Consider the following 15395-nt stretch of genomic DNA (forward strand, 5'->3'; position numbering starts at 1 on the left):
TCGGACAAAGAGAAGAAAGACGGGGGAGAAAAACGCCTGCCAGGCGAAGAGAGAAGGAGGAGGAGGTCGGCCGGGCAGGCGGGAGAGAAAACGTGCGGCCACCGTGGTGGCCGCTTCAGGTCAGGCGTTCGGCTGTGCCGCTCAGACGCGATAGCCGTACAGCGAGCCGTCACCCGTGCGCGAGTTGTCGAGCGCGCGGTCAGCGATATCGCCGCTGAAGGTGTGCGTACCTTCGCTGAAGGTATCGAACTTGCCTTGCTTAGAGATCTCGCCGCTGAAGGTATGCGTGCCTTCGGTGAAGGTGTCGAACTTGCCACCCTGGCGCGAGCCTTCCGAATACACATCGAAGCGGCCGGTGCGGGCGCCATCGGTATATGTATCGAACTTGCCTTGCTTGGCGCCGTCGGTGTACACGTCGTACTTGCCGGCGCGCAGCGCATCGGCATACACATCAAACTTGCCGACCTTGCTGGTGGCGGGGGCAGCCAACGCCGCAGCGGACGCGGCCACTGCCGCGAACACAAGCGCGCCGCCAAGGATACGTCTGGCGATCATTTCGGGACTCCTTCAACTGATTTCGTCGGTCTTATTTTTTGGCCGGGTGAAACTCCGACCGCCCGGCAATCTATGTTGCGATGCGAGCACGGACTGAAGATTAGTCACAGTGCGCGCAAGCAGAAATGCCGCTGCGACGAATGGTGCGTTGCGAGTCGTGAAACGACTCGCTTGCCGATGAATGGTGTCCACGGAGCGCCGGTTGCACGCAGGCGGCTGGGCTTGCGTGTGGCCAGGCCGGCACGCGCCGGCGGGCGCGCGCTGCGCTCAGAGCGTGTACTGGCCGCTGGCTTCCGGCTGGAAAGCGATCTCGCCGATCGTCACCTGCTGCTCACGGCCGTCCGGCAGGCGGTAGCCGACGGTCTGGCCGGCACGTGCGCCCAGCAACGCCTGGCCCACCGGCGACAGCACCGACAGCCGGCCGGCGTCGAAATCGGCCGCATCCGGGTAGACCAGCGTCCAGTTGCGCGGCGACGGATCGCCAGGCAGCGTGCACACCAGGCGCGAGTTCATGGTGACCACATCGGTCGGGATTTCGTCAGGCGCAACGATCGTGGCGCGCGCCAGCAGGCTGTCGAGCATGTCTTCGAGCTGGGTCGAGCCGGCGCGGCTGGCGATGCGCTCAAGGCGCGTGACGTCGAGCTCGGTCAGGTACAGCGACGGGGTCGCCACCTGAGTGGATCGTGTAGTTTTGGCGGATTGCTTCTTGGTGGCCTTCATGGCGGATCCTCCGGCAGTCATGGATTAGCGCGGCCCGGCCGCATGAACGTGGCGGGCGGCAGCGCGGTCAGGTCTTGGCTTTGCGCAGCAGCGCGAATATCGACGGTGCCGGCGTGTCAGTCGTCGGCAACCATGGAGAGGCTGGCTCGGGCCCGGTTCGGCCCGGGCCCCGTGTGGGGGAGAGTCAGGCTGGGAACCGGGCGGATGCAGGCGGTGCGCTGATCCGGCGCGGGGACATGGCGAACGCGGACGCGCGCGGGCGGCCGGTCCGCTGCAGGCGGACAGGCGCGTCGGTCATCGGCGTCAAGCGATCGTTCACGGTCATGTGGAAAAGATTGGAGTGCGGCGGCCATCTGGCCGTAAGGCCGGCAACGTAAGTCATTGCTTACTATGCAAGGCGCCGCCCGGGCTCGTGCACCGCTGTGGTGCGATCACGGTGACAGTCATCGTAGCACAGCGATGCGGCCGCGTACCTCACCCATTGGCGGCATGCCCGCTATCGTCGGCGCTATCGTGCGCGCCAGGATGGCATTCACAGGCGGCCCCGGCGGCGGCCTGCTGCAGGTTCTGCAGGATGCCGCATTCGCTGGCGGGCTGGTGGTGGTGATGGTGGCAGGTTTCGCGCAGTGCGCGCAACTGCCCTTCCAGCGCTTCGAGCGCCACCCGCTGCGCATGGATCTGCGCGATCTGGCGGTCCAGCAGCGTGTTGATGTCGTCACAATCCTGCGACGGGTTGCGCTCGAACTCGCGCAGCCTGCGCACGTCCGACAGGCTCATGCCGAGCGAGCGGCAATGGCGCACGAAGTTCAACTGCACCAGGTGGCCGTCGTCATAGCGCCGGTAGCCGTTGGCCTCGCGCCGCGGGGCGTCGAGCAGCCCCTCGCGTTCGTAATAGCGGATGGTCTCGACATCGCAGCCGCTGGTACGGGAAAGCTCGCCGATACGCATGGTGGAAGTCCTGTCTTGGAAGATCGAATCCTGTAATCGCTCCAGGGTTTTGGCTAGTGTAGGGCAGTCTGCGCAACCTTGCAGCGGCGTGCGGCAGCCGGCGCCGACGTCATGGCGCATCCTGTAGAATCCCTCAACACCACCGATAAGTCGTCCCCCAATTGCGTTCGCTCCGGCTTCTCCTGCTGGTCATGATGCTGGCCTTCCTGCCCCTGCCGGGCTGGGCGGGCGCGCTCGCGCACGCCGCGGGTACGATCGGCGACGGGCTGGCGGCGTCCGCCACCGCACCGGCTGCAAGTGCAGCCGACAAAATGTCCGACCAAAGGTCCGATGACATGGCCGGCGATGTCGCGCAAGCTGAACCGTCCGTCCTGGCCGATTCCGTCCCTTCTCCCGAATCCCCCGAGCCGCAACCGCAGCCCGGCGCCGACCTTGCCGAGCAACTGCTGCCGGCATCTCCGCTGCGCCTGGCAGCGTGGGCGGGCCGCGCCGGCCGGCCGCGCTACGCCGGCGCCGCGCTGCCCGAACCCGACCTGCCGCTGCTGCCCCGCCCGCCGCGCGCCTGAGCGTGCGCGGCCGCGGTTGTCCGCGTCCGCCGTTTCCTGCGCGCCGTGCCGCGGGTGCGGTGCGCGCTTGCGGCTCGTCCGCATCCCCGCCGTAGTTGCTCCACATCCACTTCGATTGCACTCGACTGCATTCCATACACACATGAAACGCGTACTGCTTTTCCTGGCGACCAACATCGCCGTCATGATCGTCCTCAGCATCACCGCCAGCGTGCTCGGCGTGAACCGCTTCCTGACCGCCAACGGCCTGAACCTGGGCATGCTGCTGGCCTTTGCGGCGCTGATGGGTTTTGGCGGCTCGTTTATCTCGCTGCTGATGTCCAAGACCATCGCCAAGTGGTCCACCGGCGCGCAGGTCATCACCCACCCGAGCACCAGCACCGAGCTGTGGCTGGTGCAGACGGTGGAAAAGCTGGCGCAGCGCGCCGGCCTGCCCATGCCCGAGGTGGCAATCTACGACGGCGAACCCAACGCCTTCGCCACCGGCGCAACCAAGAACAGCTCGCTGGTGGCGGTGTCCACCGGTCTGCTGCAATCGATGTCGCACGAGGAAGTGGAGGCGGTGCTGGCGCACGAGGTCGCGCACGTGGCCAACGGCGACATGGTCACGCTGACGCTGATCCAGGGCGTGGTCAACACCTTCGTCATCTTCCTGGCGCGCGTGGTCGGCTACTTCGTCGATTCGATGCTGCGCAAGAACGACGAAGAATCGAGCGGCCCCGGCATCGGCTACATGGTGACCGTGATCGTCTGCGAGATCGTGTTCGGCATCCTGGCCAGCATCATCGTGGCGTGGTTCTCGCGCCAGCGCGAATTCCGCGCCGATGCCGGCGCATCGGGCCTGATGGGTTCGCCCACGCCGATGGTCTCGGCGTTGCGCCGCCTGGGCGGCCTGGAGCCGGACGGACTGCCGCAGAACATGCAGGCCATGGGCATTGCCGGCGGCAAGTCGTGGATGGCGCTGTTCTCCAGCCATCCGCCGATCGAGGAACGCATTGCCGCGCTACAGTCGGCCCGCTGACCTGAGGCTGGCCTCGCAAGCGGGGCTAGTCGAGCACCCTGCCGCGCAGCGCCTTGACCTGGCTGCGCTGGCTCTTGCCTTCCAGCCTGCGCCGGCGCGATGCCAGCGTCGGACGCGTGGCGCGCCGCACGCGCGGCGGCGTAGCCACGCTGCGCACCAGTTCATGCAGGCGCCGCACCGCTTCGTCGCGGTTCTGCTCGAGGCTGCGGAATTGCTGCGCCTTGATCACCACCACGCCGTCGCGCGTGATGCGGTGATCGTGCAGGGCCAGAAGGCGTTCCTTATGGTCGGGCGGCAGCGAAGAGTCCCGCACGTCGTAACGCAGGTGCACGGCGTTGGATACCTTGTTGATATTCTGGCCGCCCGCGCCTTGCGCGCGGATCGCGGTGATCAGGTATTCGTGGTGGGGAATGACTAGCTCGTCGACCATGCTGCATCATAGCAAGCCGGCCCCGCGCCGGACCGCACCTAGCGCCACGAATAAGCCAGGCCAATGCCATAGGTAACCTGGTTGCGCGTGCCGCGCTGCGTGACGATCGGGCTGTCGGCCGCGTCGCCGGCCAGCCGCTGCGCGTAGACCATCGCGCCGCCATACCAGTGCTTGTCGAACTGGTAGATCATCGCCAGCCAGCCCGTAAACTGCTCCAGCCCGCCGCCCGGGCTGTAGACGGGCAGGCCGCTGGCTGCCGAATCCGCCGGCGTTACGCCGAAGTAGGTACGGTTGAAGCTGCCGCTGACCCAGGTCGCGCCCAGGCCCATGCCCGCGTAGATGCGCTGGTGCAGCGGCATCCAGAAGGTGCCGGTGGCGGTGACGCGGCTGCCGCCGTAAACGATGCCGGCATTGGTCATCACGTTGATGCCGCCGCGCAGCCGCCACGGGACGCGGCCAGGGTTCAGGTATTCATAGCCGATGTACCCGCCCGCCTCCACCGTGGTGTCGATCTCGTGCACCTGCGCCACCACCGGATCGTCGACATTGTTGCGGCCCAGCCGCAGCCCTACCGCCGGCCCCCACTGGAATCCCGTCAGGCCGCCGAAATTGAACTGTGCATACGGCCCATACCATTCCAGCAGGCGGCCGCCCGGGGTCACGTAGCGCACGCCGGGCACCACGCCGATCATGCGGTCCTTGCCGCCGGCGAACTCGGTGGTAGAGCCGACGCCGAGGCCGACCATGTTCGGCAGCGATCCTGGCAGGCTGACCGGCGCGGCCTCGCCGGGGTGCGCGGCCACGGCCAGCGCAATGCCGGCCAACGCGCCGCGCAGCCAGCGCGGGAGGCTTGTCGAGATAACCATGACAGGGCATTCGGGACAGGGTGTGGTCGGGTGAATCTATCAGCATGGCCGTGGCGCGAGGTGGCGGGACCGTCATGAAACTTTTTGCGCCGCGAATTAAGTGCGCGCCGATATCCATGCCAGCAGTGGCGATATCCATACCTGGCAGCCTCGATCATTCCTTATTTGGCAATGACGCATCGAGTTCTTTGTTTATTATGCCGGATAGCACATGATGAGTTCAGCTTTCGCTGACCTCCGCCCCCCTGCTGCTGCGCACCGCCTCGCACCTGAGCGCGGTGCTGGCGGCCAGCGCGCTATTGTTGGGGCTGCTGCTGTGGGTCACGCTGCAGGGCTTCCGCAAGCTGTTTTCGCACTACCTCGCCCGCGGCGAAGCGCTGCGCGAACTGGCCGAGACCGACGCGCTGACCGGGCTGGGCAACCGCCGCGTTATTCGAGGCGCGTTTTGCCATCCGCGGCAGCAGCACGGCGAATTCCTCGCCGCCGATGCGCGCCCGGCACGTCGATGGCCCGCACGGTCGCGCGCATCACGTCGGCCAGCTTCTTCGGCACGCGGTCGCCGCTGGCGTGGCCCAGTTGTCGTTGACGCGCTTGAAGCGGGGTCAATATCGACCATCAGCATCGACATCGGCGTCTTATCGCGCAGGCTGTGGTTGTGCGTTGTTGTTCTTCGCGGCGGTGGTGGCGGCGGAGGAAAAGCGGGAAATCCGGATGGGATTGGCGCGCCCGGCTGGGATCGAACCAGCAACCCCTGCCTTCGGAGGGCAGTACTCTATCCATTGAGCTACGGGCGCACAGAGACGGTTTTTTAAACCGGTATTGCGGGTACAGCAATGCAGCGCGCGAATGCCGCCGCAGGAAAGTCGCATAGGATACCGCGTTTGCCCCGCGCCGTCCATGCGGGCCTCTCCGGAGGGTCCGCCTTACGTCTCGCAACCGCCGCTTTTGGCACTGGCGAAGGGTGGAATGGGGCTATAATCGCCAGCTATTTGCGTCAAATCGTGCCCCTCACGCAGTCGACCAGGATCAAGGCTTTGCGGCTTGGTTTCGGCGACAATCCGGGGCCCGGCCCGGGAGACACTCCGAAGTGCGCAAATAGCGACAGACCCGAGCCAGGCAATGGCCGCAAGGCAGCATGGGGCGGACTTCTGTCGGGTCCCTGCGGGCCAGGTAGTGGTCAGACTAGGGCCAGATAAAGCAAGCCGAGGGTGAGCGGCCAGAAGGTTTCCTGCAAAACTGAGAGTTCTGTATGAGCGACGTCCACAACGAACACCACGAACACGAGTCTCCCATCAAGACCCCCAAGCAGCTGATCGCTGTGGTGGTCGCGGCTTTCCTGGTACCGATCCTCGTGATCGTCCTCCTGGTCAACTTTGTGGGACACGGCTCCACTGAAAGTGCCGGCACTGCCACCACCGCGGAAGCCGTCAACGACCGCATCAAGCCGGTCGCGTCGCTCGAAATCAAGGACCCCAATGCACCGCGCGTGTTCAAGACCGGCGAACAGGTCTACAAGGAAATCTGCGCGGCCTGCCACGCCACTGGCGCGGCGGGAGCGCCCAAGTATGGTACTGCCGGCGACTGGAGCGCGCGTATCGGCCAGGGCTTTGACGGCCTGATGAAGTCGGTGCTGGGCGGCAAGGGCGCAATGCCGCCGCGCGCCGGCAGCACGCCTGACGACTACACCGATTACGAACTGGCCCGCGCCGTGGTCTACATGGCCGACGCCGGTGGCGCGAAGTTCCCCGAGCCGCCGGCACCGGCTGCCGCTGCCCCGACGACCGCTGCGGCGCCGGAAGCCGCTGCGGCTGCTGCTGCGCCCGCACCGGCCGCACCCGCTGCTGCGGCTCCGGCAGCCGCTGCCGCGGCGCCAGCCGCAGCGTCGGCCGACGTCGGCAAGAAGGTCTATGACCAGGTCTGCGCCGCCTGCCACGCCGCCGGCGTGGCAGGTGCGCCCAAGTTTGGCGACAAGGCCGCCTGGGCGCCGCGCCTGAAGGAAGGCATGGACGCGGTCCACAACTACGCACTGAAGGGCAAGGGTGTGATGCCGCCCAAGGGTGGCTACGCCGGCCCGGACGCCGACGTGATCGCCGCGTCGGACTACATGGCGAACGCAGCCAAGTAAGGCACGACTGCGCCGCAAACAACAACGCCCGCGAAATTCGCGGGCGTTTTTTCATGCCTGGCGGCGGTTACACGACGCGCGAGTAGCGCGCCCGCGGCACGATGCGGATCGGTTGCGCGCCGTCGTTGGCGGACCGGCGAGTGCCTTCGCTTTCGGGCCCGGCGACCGCCACGCGTGCGGCATCGTCGCGCAGGTAGCGGTCGAACGCCATCGCCACGCGCCGCACCAGCAGGCGTCCCAGCGGCGTGACCGTGATGCGGGCTGGCTGGACCTGCACCAGCCCGTCGGCCGCCAGGGTGGCAAGGTCGGCCAGTTCGGGCGCGAAATCGGTGCCGAAGTCAATGCCGTGGCGCCGCTCCAGCGCGGGGATATCCAGCACGCCGTTGCACATCAGCGCGCCGATCAGTTCGCGGCGCAGATGATCGTCGGCGGTCATCTCCACCCCGCGCGCCAGCGGCAGGCGCTCCTGGTCCAGCGCGCCGTAGTACTCGTCCAGCGTGCGGGCGTTCTGCACGTAGCGGCCCGCCACCGCGCCGATCGCCGAGACGCCGAGGCCGAGCTGGTCGTAGCCGGCGTGCGTGGAGTAGCCCTGGAAGTTGCGCTGCAGCCGGCCTTCGCGCTGCGCCACGGCGAGGTCGTCATCGGGCAGCGCGAAGTGGTCCATGCCGATATAGACGTAGCCCTCGGCGGTCAGGCGTTCGATGGTGGAGACCAGGATGTCGAGCTTCTCGCCGGCAGGCGGCAGCGCGCTTTCGTCGATGCGCCGCTGTGGCTTGAACACATGCGGCAGGTGCGCATAGCTGTAGACCGAAAGGCGGTCGGGCCGCAGCGCCAGCACCTGGTCGATGGTGCGGCCAAAGCGTGCGGCAGTCTGGTGCGGCAGGCCGTAGATCAGGTCGAGGCTGACCGAGCGGAAGCCCAGCCGGCGCGCGGCGTCGACCACGGCACGGGTCTCTTCGTACGACTGGATCCGGTGGATGGCCTGCTGCACCTCGGGATCGAAATCCTGCACGCCCAGGCTGACGCGGTTGAACCCAAGTTCGGCCAGCAGCGCCATGCGCGCGTCATCGACGCGGCGCGGGTCGATCTCGATCGAATGCTCGCCATCGGGCGGCAGTTCGAAATGCTCGTGCAGCAGCGCCATCACGCGGCGCATTTCTTCGGGATCCAGGAAGGTCGGCGTGCCGCCGCCCCAGTGCGACTGGAGCACGCGCCGGCGCGTGCCGAGCCGCGCGGCCAGCAGCGCCATCTCGCGGCCCAGGTAGGTGACGTAGCGGGCGCTGCGGCCGTGGTCGCGCGTGATGATCTTGTTGCAGCCGCAGTAGTAGCAGATGTTCTCGCAGAACGGGATATGCAGGTAGAGCGACAACGGCGCGGGCGCATCGGCACGGCAGGCGGCCAGGGCGTCGTGGTACAGCGACAGGTCCGGGCCGTTCCTGAAGCGGTCGGCAGTCGGGTAGGAGGTGTAGCGCGGGCCGTTGCCGTCGATGCGGCCGGCGAGAGCGCGAAAGTCCGACAGCGCGCGGCGGTCGGGCGCAAGGGTAGTCATGGCAAGCGGGTTCATGGGGGGGCGCGGGGGGAACGGTGTTTGACAGCCCATGCTAGGACTGCGCGCCGCGCGTTGCGTTGATCGTCGTCAAGCGCGGCGTTGGCACGGCACGGGTGCGCAGGCGCCCCGCGTCACACGGCGGTAATACGTGGCGGATACGCTGCGCGCCGGCGCGACTTGCGCCCCCTTTTCCTATTGCGCGATGCCGATCCCGGACACCCTGCCCCCTTCCCTGCCGTACCTACCGCTGCGCCGACGCCTGCTGGCGGCCGGCGCAGCGGCCCTGGCGCTGCCCAATGCCCCGCTGCTGGCCCAGTCTCCCGCGCGCCGCACCGTGGTGGTGGGCCACCTGATCGACCGCGGTAGTGCGCAGGCGGACCTGGCGCGCGACTACCTGGCCGGCGCCAAGGTGCTGTTCGACGCGGTCAATGCCGCCAACGGCCCGGTACGGATCGCCCACGTGGTGCGCAACGCCGATCCCGATCCGCGCCGCGCGGTGGCCCAGGCGGTGGCGCTGGCCGACAGCGAGCACGCCGAGCTGCTGTTCGGCGCCGGCGACCGTCTCCTGCCGGCGCTGGCGTCATCGGCCGAGCTGGTCCGGCGCGGCGTGCAGATTGTGGCGCCGCTGTCGGGCCTGGCATTGGCAGCGGACAACGTCTGGTTCACCCGCGCCGACTACCAGGCCGAACTCGACGCGGCAGTGCGGCAGTTGCGCAGCTATGGCCTGAGCGCGATCGCGCTGGCGGTGGCGCCGGACTTCGCCACGCCATCGCTGGCCCGGCTGGAGGCGCAGACCGGCACGCGCGCGGTGCCGCTCGATCCCAAAGCCGACCCGGGTGCCGACGCTGCGGCACGCCGCATTGCAGCCGCCCGCCCCGGCGCCGTGATCGTCGCGGGCGATACGCTGGCCTATGCCGGACTGGGCCGCGCACTGGCGGCGCAGGGCTGGTATGGCTTCCTGGTCGGCCTGTCGTCGGTCAGTGCCACGGCCGCGCGCGAGATCCTGGGTACCGGCTACGCCGGCGGCATGGTGCTGACCCAGGTCGCGCCCGGCCCGCAGCAGGCCACGCTGCGCGTGGTCAGGGAACACGTAGCGCGCATGAAGCAATACCTGGATGAGCCGCCGTCCTCGGCGACGCTGGCCGGCTATATCGGCGCCGCATGGCTGGCACGGGCGCTGGCCGGCGTGCGCGCCGGCGGTGCCGCCGAGCTGCGCCGCGCACTGCAAGGCCGTGTCGACGTGGGGGACTTTACCCTCGACTTCAGCCACGGCCAGCGCGGCTCGCAGTACGTCACGCTGGCGGTGTCAGGCGCGCGGTAGCGACAGGCGCGCGCAGGCCGCCTTCGGGACGGTTGGACAAGACCAGCTCGCCGCCATGCCGCGCGGCGATATCGGCAGCGATCGACAAACCCATGCCGACCCCGCCGGTGGCGCGGCTGCGCGACGATTCGAGCCGGTAGAACGGCTCCATCACGCGCGCCAGCTGGTCTTCCGGAATGCCGGGGCCATCGTCGCAGATATCGATCAGCACCCGCGCCGGGCTGTCGGTCAGCACGATGCTGGCCGCGCCGCCATAGCGCCGCGCATTCTCGACCAGGTTGACCACCGCGCGCCGCAGCTCCGACGGCCACGCCAGCAGCTGCTGCGCCTGGCCGCTGAGCGCGACCTCGTGGCCGCTGTCGGCGGCGTCGTCGACCACCGCCTGCAGCAGGGCGAGCACGTCCAAAATTGCCCCCGCACGCTGGCGCGGCGGGGGCCAATTACAGGGAAAAACCAGACTTGATGTCTGGCGCGGCAAGACCCGGGCAGCCCCTGCCGCCGCAAGCCGCACACCGTGAAAAGCGCAGAGCGGCACAACCGTCATGCTAAGGACAGCGGCGCGCGCGGTCTTGTCGGCCTGGTAGGGTTTTGTATCGGGCTTCGTACCTAAGATCAGCCTGCCGCTGTCTTGCCTGGGCCGCCGAGCAGCGCCTTGAGCGCGCCGAGCCGGTCCTTGGGGCTCATCGCCGGAGTTTCGTCCTTGGGTGCCGGCGCTTCTTCCAGCTTCATCTCGCCGATAAAGCGCGACGGCTGGCAAGAGTACGTCTCGCGCGCGCGCTTGCGCTTCTTGCACCAGCTGATCTGCAGGCTGCGCTGCGCGCGCGTGATGCCGACGTACATCAGCCGGCGCTCTTCCTCGATCTTCTCGTCGGTCATGTCGTCGTCTTCGCGGCAGTGGGGCAGGATGCCCTCTTCCACGCCGACCAGGAACACGTGCGGATATTCCAGCCCCTTGGAGGCGTGCAGCGTGGACAGCCGCACGGCGTCGGGATCTTCCTCGCGCCCTTCGAGCATGCTCATCAGCGCCACGGTCTGCGTCAGCTCAAGCAGGTTCTTGCCTTCGCTGCCGAAGCCGTCGGCGTTGTCATAGCCGGTGGCTTCCTCGCCCTCGGCCGCTTCCGGCTTGGTGCCCTTGCGCTTGAGCCATTCGAGGAACTCCAGCGTGTTGGTCCAGCGCGACTGCGCCTGGCGCTCGTCGAAGCTGTCGTACAGGTATGCCTCGTAGTGGATGCCGGCCATCAGGTCGTCGAGCACTTCGGTGGCCGGATCTTTGGCCGCGCGGTCGGCCAGCCGCACCATCGATTCGCAGAACACGCGCAGCGGCTCCAGCTGGCGCGGCTGCAGCTTGCCCTCGATGCCGCCCATCATCGCCGCCTCGAACAACGACACCTTGGCCTGCCCGGCAAACGTGCCCAGCACTTCGAGCGTGGTATTGCCGACGCCGCGGCGCGGCGTGGTGATCGCGCGGATAAAGGCGGGATCGTCGTCGGGATTGGCGATCAGGCGCAGGTAGGCGCAGATGTCCTTGATCTCGGCCTTGTCGAAGAAGCTCTGGCCACCCGACAGCACATAGGGAATGCGCTCGCGCCGCAGGATCTGCTCGAACAGCCGCGCCTGGTGGTTGCCGCGGTACAGGATGGCGTAGTCGCGGAACTGCGCGCGGCGCTCGAACTTGTGCGCCGACAGGCGGAACACCACCGACTCCGCCTCGTGCTCCTCGTCGTTCATCGGGTGGATGGCGATGGGATCGCCCATGCCGTGCTCGCTCCACAGCTTCTTGTCGAAGAGCTTGGGATTGTTGGCGATGACCGCGTTGGCCGCTTCCAGGATGCGCACGGTGGAGCGGTAGTTCTGCTCCAGCTTGATCACCTTGAGGTCGGGGAAGTCGGTCTGCAGCCCGCGCAGGTTGTCCAGCGTGGCGCCGCGCCAGCCGTAGATGGCCTGGTCGTCGTCGCCCACCGCGGTAAAGGCCGGCGCGCGCAGGTGCGAGCCCCCCGCCAGCAGCTTGAGCAGCTGGTACTGGCAGGCGTTGGTGTCCTGGTACTCGTCGACCAGGAAGTAGCGCAGCCGGTTCTGCCACTTGAGCTGTACCGCTTCGTTGCGCGCGAACAGTTCCGCGGGCAAGCGGATCAGGTCGTCGAAATCCACCGCCTGGTACGCGTTCAGCGTGGCGACGTAGTTGCGGTAGACCAGCGCGGCCTGGTGCTCGTCGGCATTGGCTGCCTGCGCGATCGCGGCCTCGGGGTCGACCATGCCGTTCTTCCACAGCGAGATCGTGCTCTGCACGCCGCGGATCAGCTTCTTGTCGGTGGTGCCGAGCTGCTCCTGGATCAGGCCGAAGCAGTCGTCCGAATCCATGATCGAGAACTGCGGCTTCAGGCCGACGTGTTCCGCCTCCATGCGCAGAATCTGCACGCCCAGCGAGTGGAAGGTACAGACTGTGAGCTGCTTGAGCGGGATGCGCTTGCCCTCGCGCGTGGTCTTGCCTTCCATCAGCTTGCCGATGCGTTCCTGCATCTCCTTGGCAGCCTTGTTGGTGAAGGTGACGGCAGCGATATGGCGCGGCTCGAAGCCCTTGTCTTCGATCAGGTGCGCGATCTTCTGCGTGATCACGCGGGTCTTGCCCGAGCCCGCCCCGGCAAGGACGAGGCAGGGTCCGTCCAGATAGCGGACGGCTTCAGATTGGGCGGTGTTGAGGCCGTGGCTCATGCGCGGGAATGCTTGCGTGGGGTGGTCGGGACGGCGTCGCGCCCTGTACACCACATGGGGCGGCGCCGGACGCAAAACTAATCATGTTAACACGCTGGGCCGGCCCTGATCAGTCAGCGGGAACCGCTTTTTCCGGGGGCGGGGACGTTACCGAAGTAACACTTGGTAAGTCCAAAAACCGGGCGTCCGGACCCTCCTCTAACCAGTATGGCGGGATGGCAGACCTGCGTCCCGAACGTACTCAAAGTTACTTTCGGAGCCCATCATGAAAATGATACGAGCCTTTTCCAAAGCGACGATGGCCGGCATAGCCGTTGCGGCCCTGGCCACCGGCTGTGCCGACATGACACCGAAGCAGCGCAACACGGTAATTGGTGCCGGCGTGGGCGCGGCCGGCGGTGCTGCGTTGACGCACGGTAGTGCCGCAGGCACGCTGGGCGGTGCCGCCCTGGGCGGCGTGGTCGGTAACGTAATGACCGACGACCATCGCCGTTGATAGGGCGAATGGCTGCTGGCGGGGGGCGCCCGCCGCGTTGACAAAGGCAGGGCCCTCCCGTACATTGCGCGCATCCGACCGGGAGAGCGCGCATATCTGCGCCGCCGAAGGGGTATCACCCGAAAACTCTCAGGCACCACGGACCGCTCGGATCGGCATGCAACATGCACACGATGCATGCCGCACTCTGGAGAGCGGCACCCGCCATTCATGGCGAGCGTGCCCACCGAAGGGGCGCGCGAGGACGGGATTCAACGAATCCGCCTCGTAATCTCTCAGGTATCGAGGACAGAGGGGTCATCCGCCGCAGCGGATTGCTTGGCCATTGGCATAGCGATCGTTGCGGCGGATGGCCCTTTTTTGTTTTCGCAACCCGACATTGCCCCGAGGATTCCATGACGCTCCAGGCCACGCCCCTCAACGCCATCCACCGCGCCCTCGGCGCCCGCATGGTCGACTTCGGCGGCTGGGACATGCCGGTCAACTACGGCTCCCAGATCGAAGAACACAACGCCGTGCGCACCGACGCCGGCATGTTCGACGTCTCGCACATGTGCGTGGTCGACCTCAGCGGCCCCAATACCCGCGCCTTCCTGCGCGGCCTGCTGGCCAACAACGTCGACAAGCTGCAGACGCCGGGCAAGGCGCTGTACTCGTGCATGCTCGACGAAAAAGGCGGCGTGATCGACGACCTGATCGTCTATTTCTTTGCCGAGGACCGTTTCCGCCTGGTGGTCAACGCCAGCACCGCGGTCGGCGATATCGACTGGATCCGTGCGCGCAACGACGCCACCGGCAGCGGCGTGACCATCACCCCGCGCCGTGAAGATGTTGCGCCCGCGGGCGCGCAGCCGCTGGCGATCGTCGCGGTGCAGGGCCCTAACGCCCGCGCCAAGGTGTGGAGCACCTTCCCGTCGACCCAGTCTTCCGATGCGCTCAAGCCGTTCAACGCTGTCGTGGTGCAGGACCCCGCACTTGGCGAAGTCATGGTCGCGCGCACCGGCTACACCGGCGAAGACGGCTTCGAGCTGGTGGTGCCGGCGGCCAGCGTCGCCGGCCTGTGGGAAAAACTGAATGCCGCGGGCGTGCGCCCGGCCGGCCTGGGCGCGCGCGACACGCTGCGCCTGGAAGCCGGCATGAACCTGTATGGCCAGGACATGGATATCAGCACCTCGCCGCTGGACGCGGGCCTGGCCTGGACCGTCGACCTGCAGAGCGAGCGCGACTTCACCGGCAAGGCGGCACTGGCCGCGGCCGGCTCGCGCCAGCAATTCCTCGGCCTGATCCTGCGCGACAAAGGTGGCGTGCTGCGCGCCCACCAGAAGGTCATCACCGCCGCCGGTGACGGCGAAATCACCAGCGGCACCTTCAGCCCCTCGCTGTCGCAATCGATCGCGTTCGCGCGCCTGCCGCAGGGCGTGAACGTCGGCGACACCGTGCAGGTGGAGATCCGCGACCGCAAACTCAACGCGACTGTGGTTAAACTGCCGTTTGTGCGTAATGGCAAGGCACTCGTGAGCTAAGGGAAACATCCGCTCACCCAACGGTCGCCCTCGCCTGCCGGCAGCGTTGCCGGGCAGGCATCACCCAACAAGAAACAGATCTGAATCCGGAGAACCTTCATGAATTTCCCCGCCGACCTCAAATACACCGAGTCGCATGAGTGGGTGCGCGTCGAAGCCGACGGCACGCTCACCATTGGCATCACCGACCACGCACAGGATGCGCTGGGCGACATCGTCTTCCTGGAACTGCCCGAAGTGGGCAAGTCGGTCGGTGCCGGCGACGCGCTGGCAGTGGTGGAATCTGTGAAGGCCGCTTCCGATATCTACGCCCCGGTGGCCGGCGAAGTGATCGCCGTCAACGAAGCCGCCACGGCCGAGCCGGAAAGCGTCAATGCCAATGCCTTCGACGCCTGGCTGTTCAAGCTCAAGCCGGCCAACAGCGACGACGTCAACGGCCTGATGTCGGCCGACGCGTACAAGGCCAGCGTCGGCGCCTGATCGCCCCGCCGGTCCCGCACCCGGGATCGGCACACAGCATTTGCAGCGCCGCGGCACGGCTGACCACCTGCCGCAGCGCTCCCCAC

Annotated in this window: 16 protein-coding genes, 1 tRNA gene and 2 riboswitches; of the genes, 7 read left to right on the forward strand and 10 right to left on the reverse strand. The window is 67.3% G+C overall.

What is annotated here, in order from left to right:
• Positions 1-141 precede the first annotated feature (141 nt).
• The 3 genes from E0W60_RS27190 to E0W60_RS27200 form a co-directional block, all read right to left on the reverse strand.
• Positions 142-555 (reverse strand): hypothetical protein, encoded by a 414-nt coding sequence (locus tag E0W60_RS27190; RefSeq protein ID WP_029046599.1) that lies wholly within the window; start codon positions 553-555, stop codon positions 142-144.
• Positions 556-822: 267 nt separating this feature from the next.
• Entirely contained in the window at positions 823-1275 is a 453-nt protein-coding gene (rnk, locus tag E0W60_RS27195; protein ID WP_135706119.1) for a nucleoside diphosphate kinase regulator, read from the reverse strand.
• 474 nt (positions 1276-1749) lie between these two features.
• Positions 1750-2223, reverse strand: a complete 474-nt coding sequence (locus E0W60_RS27200; RefSeq protein WP_133097801.1) for a Cd(II)/Pb(II)-responsive transcriptional regulator — start codon at positions 2221-2223, stop codon at positions 1750-1752.
• A 191-nt stretch (positions 2224-2414) separates the two neighbouring features.
• Between E0W60_RS27200 and E0W60_RS27205 the strand changes: the two genes are divergently transcribed.
• A complete protein-coding gene (locus E0W60_RS27205; protein ID WP_135706120.1) occupies positions 2415-2789 on the forward strand; it encodes a hypothetical protein in 375 nt (124 codons plus the stop codon).
• A gap of 142 nt (positions 2790-2931) precedes the next feature.
• Positions 2932-3810 carry a protease HtpX gene (htpX, locus tag E0W60_RS27210; RefSeq protein WP_135706121.1) on the forward strand — a complete coding sequence of 293 codons (879 nt, stop codon included), beginning with the start codon at positions 2932-2934 and terminating at the stop codon, positions 3808-3810.
• A 25-nt stretch (positions 3811-3835) separates the two neighbouring features.
• On the opposite strand, the gene arfB is transcribed toward htpX, so the two are convergent.
• The 4 genes from arfB to E0W60_RS27225 form a co-directional block, all read right to left on the reverse strand.
• Positions 3836-4240, reverse strand: coding sequence for an alternative ribosome rescue aminoacyl-tRNA hydrolase ArfB (gene arfB / locus E0W60_RS27215; protein ID WP_135706122.1), 405 nt, complete (start codon positions 4238-4240; stop codon positions 3836-3838).
• A 38-nt stretch (positions 4241-4278) separates the two neighbouring features.
• Entirely contained in the window at positions 4279-5106 is an 828-nt protein-coding gene (locus E0W60_RS27220; protein ID WP_135706123.1) for a MipA/OmpV family protein, read from the reverse strand.
• A 429-nt stretch (positions 5107-5535) separates the two neighbouring features.
• Positions 5536-5658 carry a hypothetical protein gene (locus E0W60_RS38110; RefSeq protein ID WP_276609601.1) on the reverse strand — a complete coding sequence of 41 codons (123 nt, stop codon included), beginning with the start codon at positions 5656-5658 and terminating at the stop codon, positions 5536-5538.
• 166 nt (positions 5659-5824) lie between these two features.
• Positions 5825-5900, reverse strand: a tRNA-Arg gene (locus tag E0W60_RS27225).
• Positions 5901-6355: 455 nt separating this feature from the next.
• Between E0W60_RS27225 and E0W60_RS27230 the strand changes: the two genes are divergently transcribed.
• Entirely contained in the window at positions 6356-7231 is an 876-nt protein-coding gene (locus tag E0W60_RS27230) for a c-type cytochrome (RefSeq protein ID WP_135706124.1), read from the forward strand.
• 67 nt (positions 7232-7298) lie between these two features.
• On the opposite strand, the gene hemN is transcribed toward E0W60_RS27230, so the two are convergent.
• The gene (hemN, locus tag E0W60_RS27235; protein WP_135706125.1) at positions 7299-8795 is read right to left on the reverse strand and encodes an oxygen-independent coproporphyrinogen III oxidase; all 1497 of its coding nucleotides are present in this window, start codon (positions 8793-8795) and stop codon (positions 7299-7301) included.
• A 187-nt stretch (positions 8796-8982) separates the two neighbouring features.
• Here hemN and E0W60_RS27240 point away from each other — a divergent pair, with 187 nt between their 5' ends.
• Positions 8983-10101: an ABC transporter substrate-binding protein gene (locus tag E0W60_RS27240; protein ID WP_135706326.1), complete on the forward strand. Its 1119-nt coding sequence runs from the start codon at positions 8983-8985 to the stop codon at positions 10099-10101.
• Here the strand turns inward: E0W60_RS27240 and E0W60_RS27245 are convergent.
• Both E0W60_RS27245 and E0W60_RS27250 read right to left on the reverse strand, forming a co-directional pair.
• On the reverse strand, positions 10073-10501 hold the full coding sequence (locus E0W60_RS27245; RefSeq protein WP_346769555.1) for a sensor histidine kinase: 429 nt from the start codon (positions 10499-10501) through the stop codon (positions 10073-10075). The two genes, E0W60_RS27240 and E0W60_RS27245, sit on opposite strands and share 29 nt — an antisense overlap.
• Before the next feature lie 212 nt (positions 10502-10713).
• Positions 10714-12810, reverse strand: a complete 2097-nt coding sequence (locus E0W60_RS27250) for a UvrD-helicase domain-containing protein (RefSeq protein ID WP_135706126.1) — start codon at positions 12808-12810, stop codon at positions 10714-10716.
• A gap of 265 nt (positions 12811-13075) precedes the next feature.
• On the opposite strand from E0W60_RS27250, the gene E0W60_RS27255 reads away from it, so the two are divergent.
• The 3 genes from E0W60_RS27255 (at position 13076) to gcvH (ending at position 15309) form a co-directional block, all read left to right on the forward strand.
• Positions 13076-13306 (forward strand): glycine zipper 2TM domain-containing protein, encoded by a 231-nt coding sequence (locus E0W60_RS27255; RefSeq protein WP_135706127.1) that lies wholly within the window; start codon positions 13076-13078, stop codon positions 13304-13306.
• 69 nt (positions 13307-13375) lie between these two features.
• Positions 13376-13462: riboswitch (glycine riboswitch) on the forward strand.
• 21 nt (positions 13463-13483) lie between these two features.
• Positions 13484-13608: riboswitch (glycine riboswitch) on the forward strand.
• Between the two features lie 93 nt (positions 13609-13701).
• On the forward strand, positions 13702-14829 hold the full coding sequence (gene gcvT, locus E0W60_RS27260; protein ID WP_135706128.1) for a glycine cleavage system aminomethyltransferase GcvT: 1128 nt from the start codon (positions 13702-13704) through the stop codon (positions 14827-14829).
• Positions 14830-14928: 99 nt separating this feature from the next.
• On the forward strand, positions 14929-15309 hold the full coding sequence (gene gcvH / locus E0W60_RS27265) for a glycine cleavage system protein GcvH (RefSeq protein ID WP_133097832.1): 381 nt from the start codon (positions 14929-14931) through the stop codon (positions 15307-15309).
• Positions 15310-15395 lie beyond the last annotated feature (86 nt).

This window comes from Cupriavidus oxalaticus, from assembly GCF_004768545.1.
GTDB classification, from domain to species: Bacteria; Pseudomonadota; Gammaproteobacteria; order Burkholderiales; family Burkholderiaceae; genus Cupriavidus; species Cupriavidus oxalaticus_A.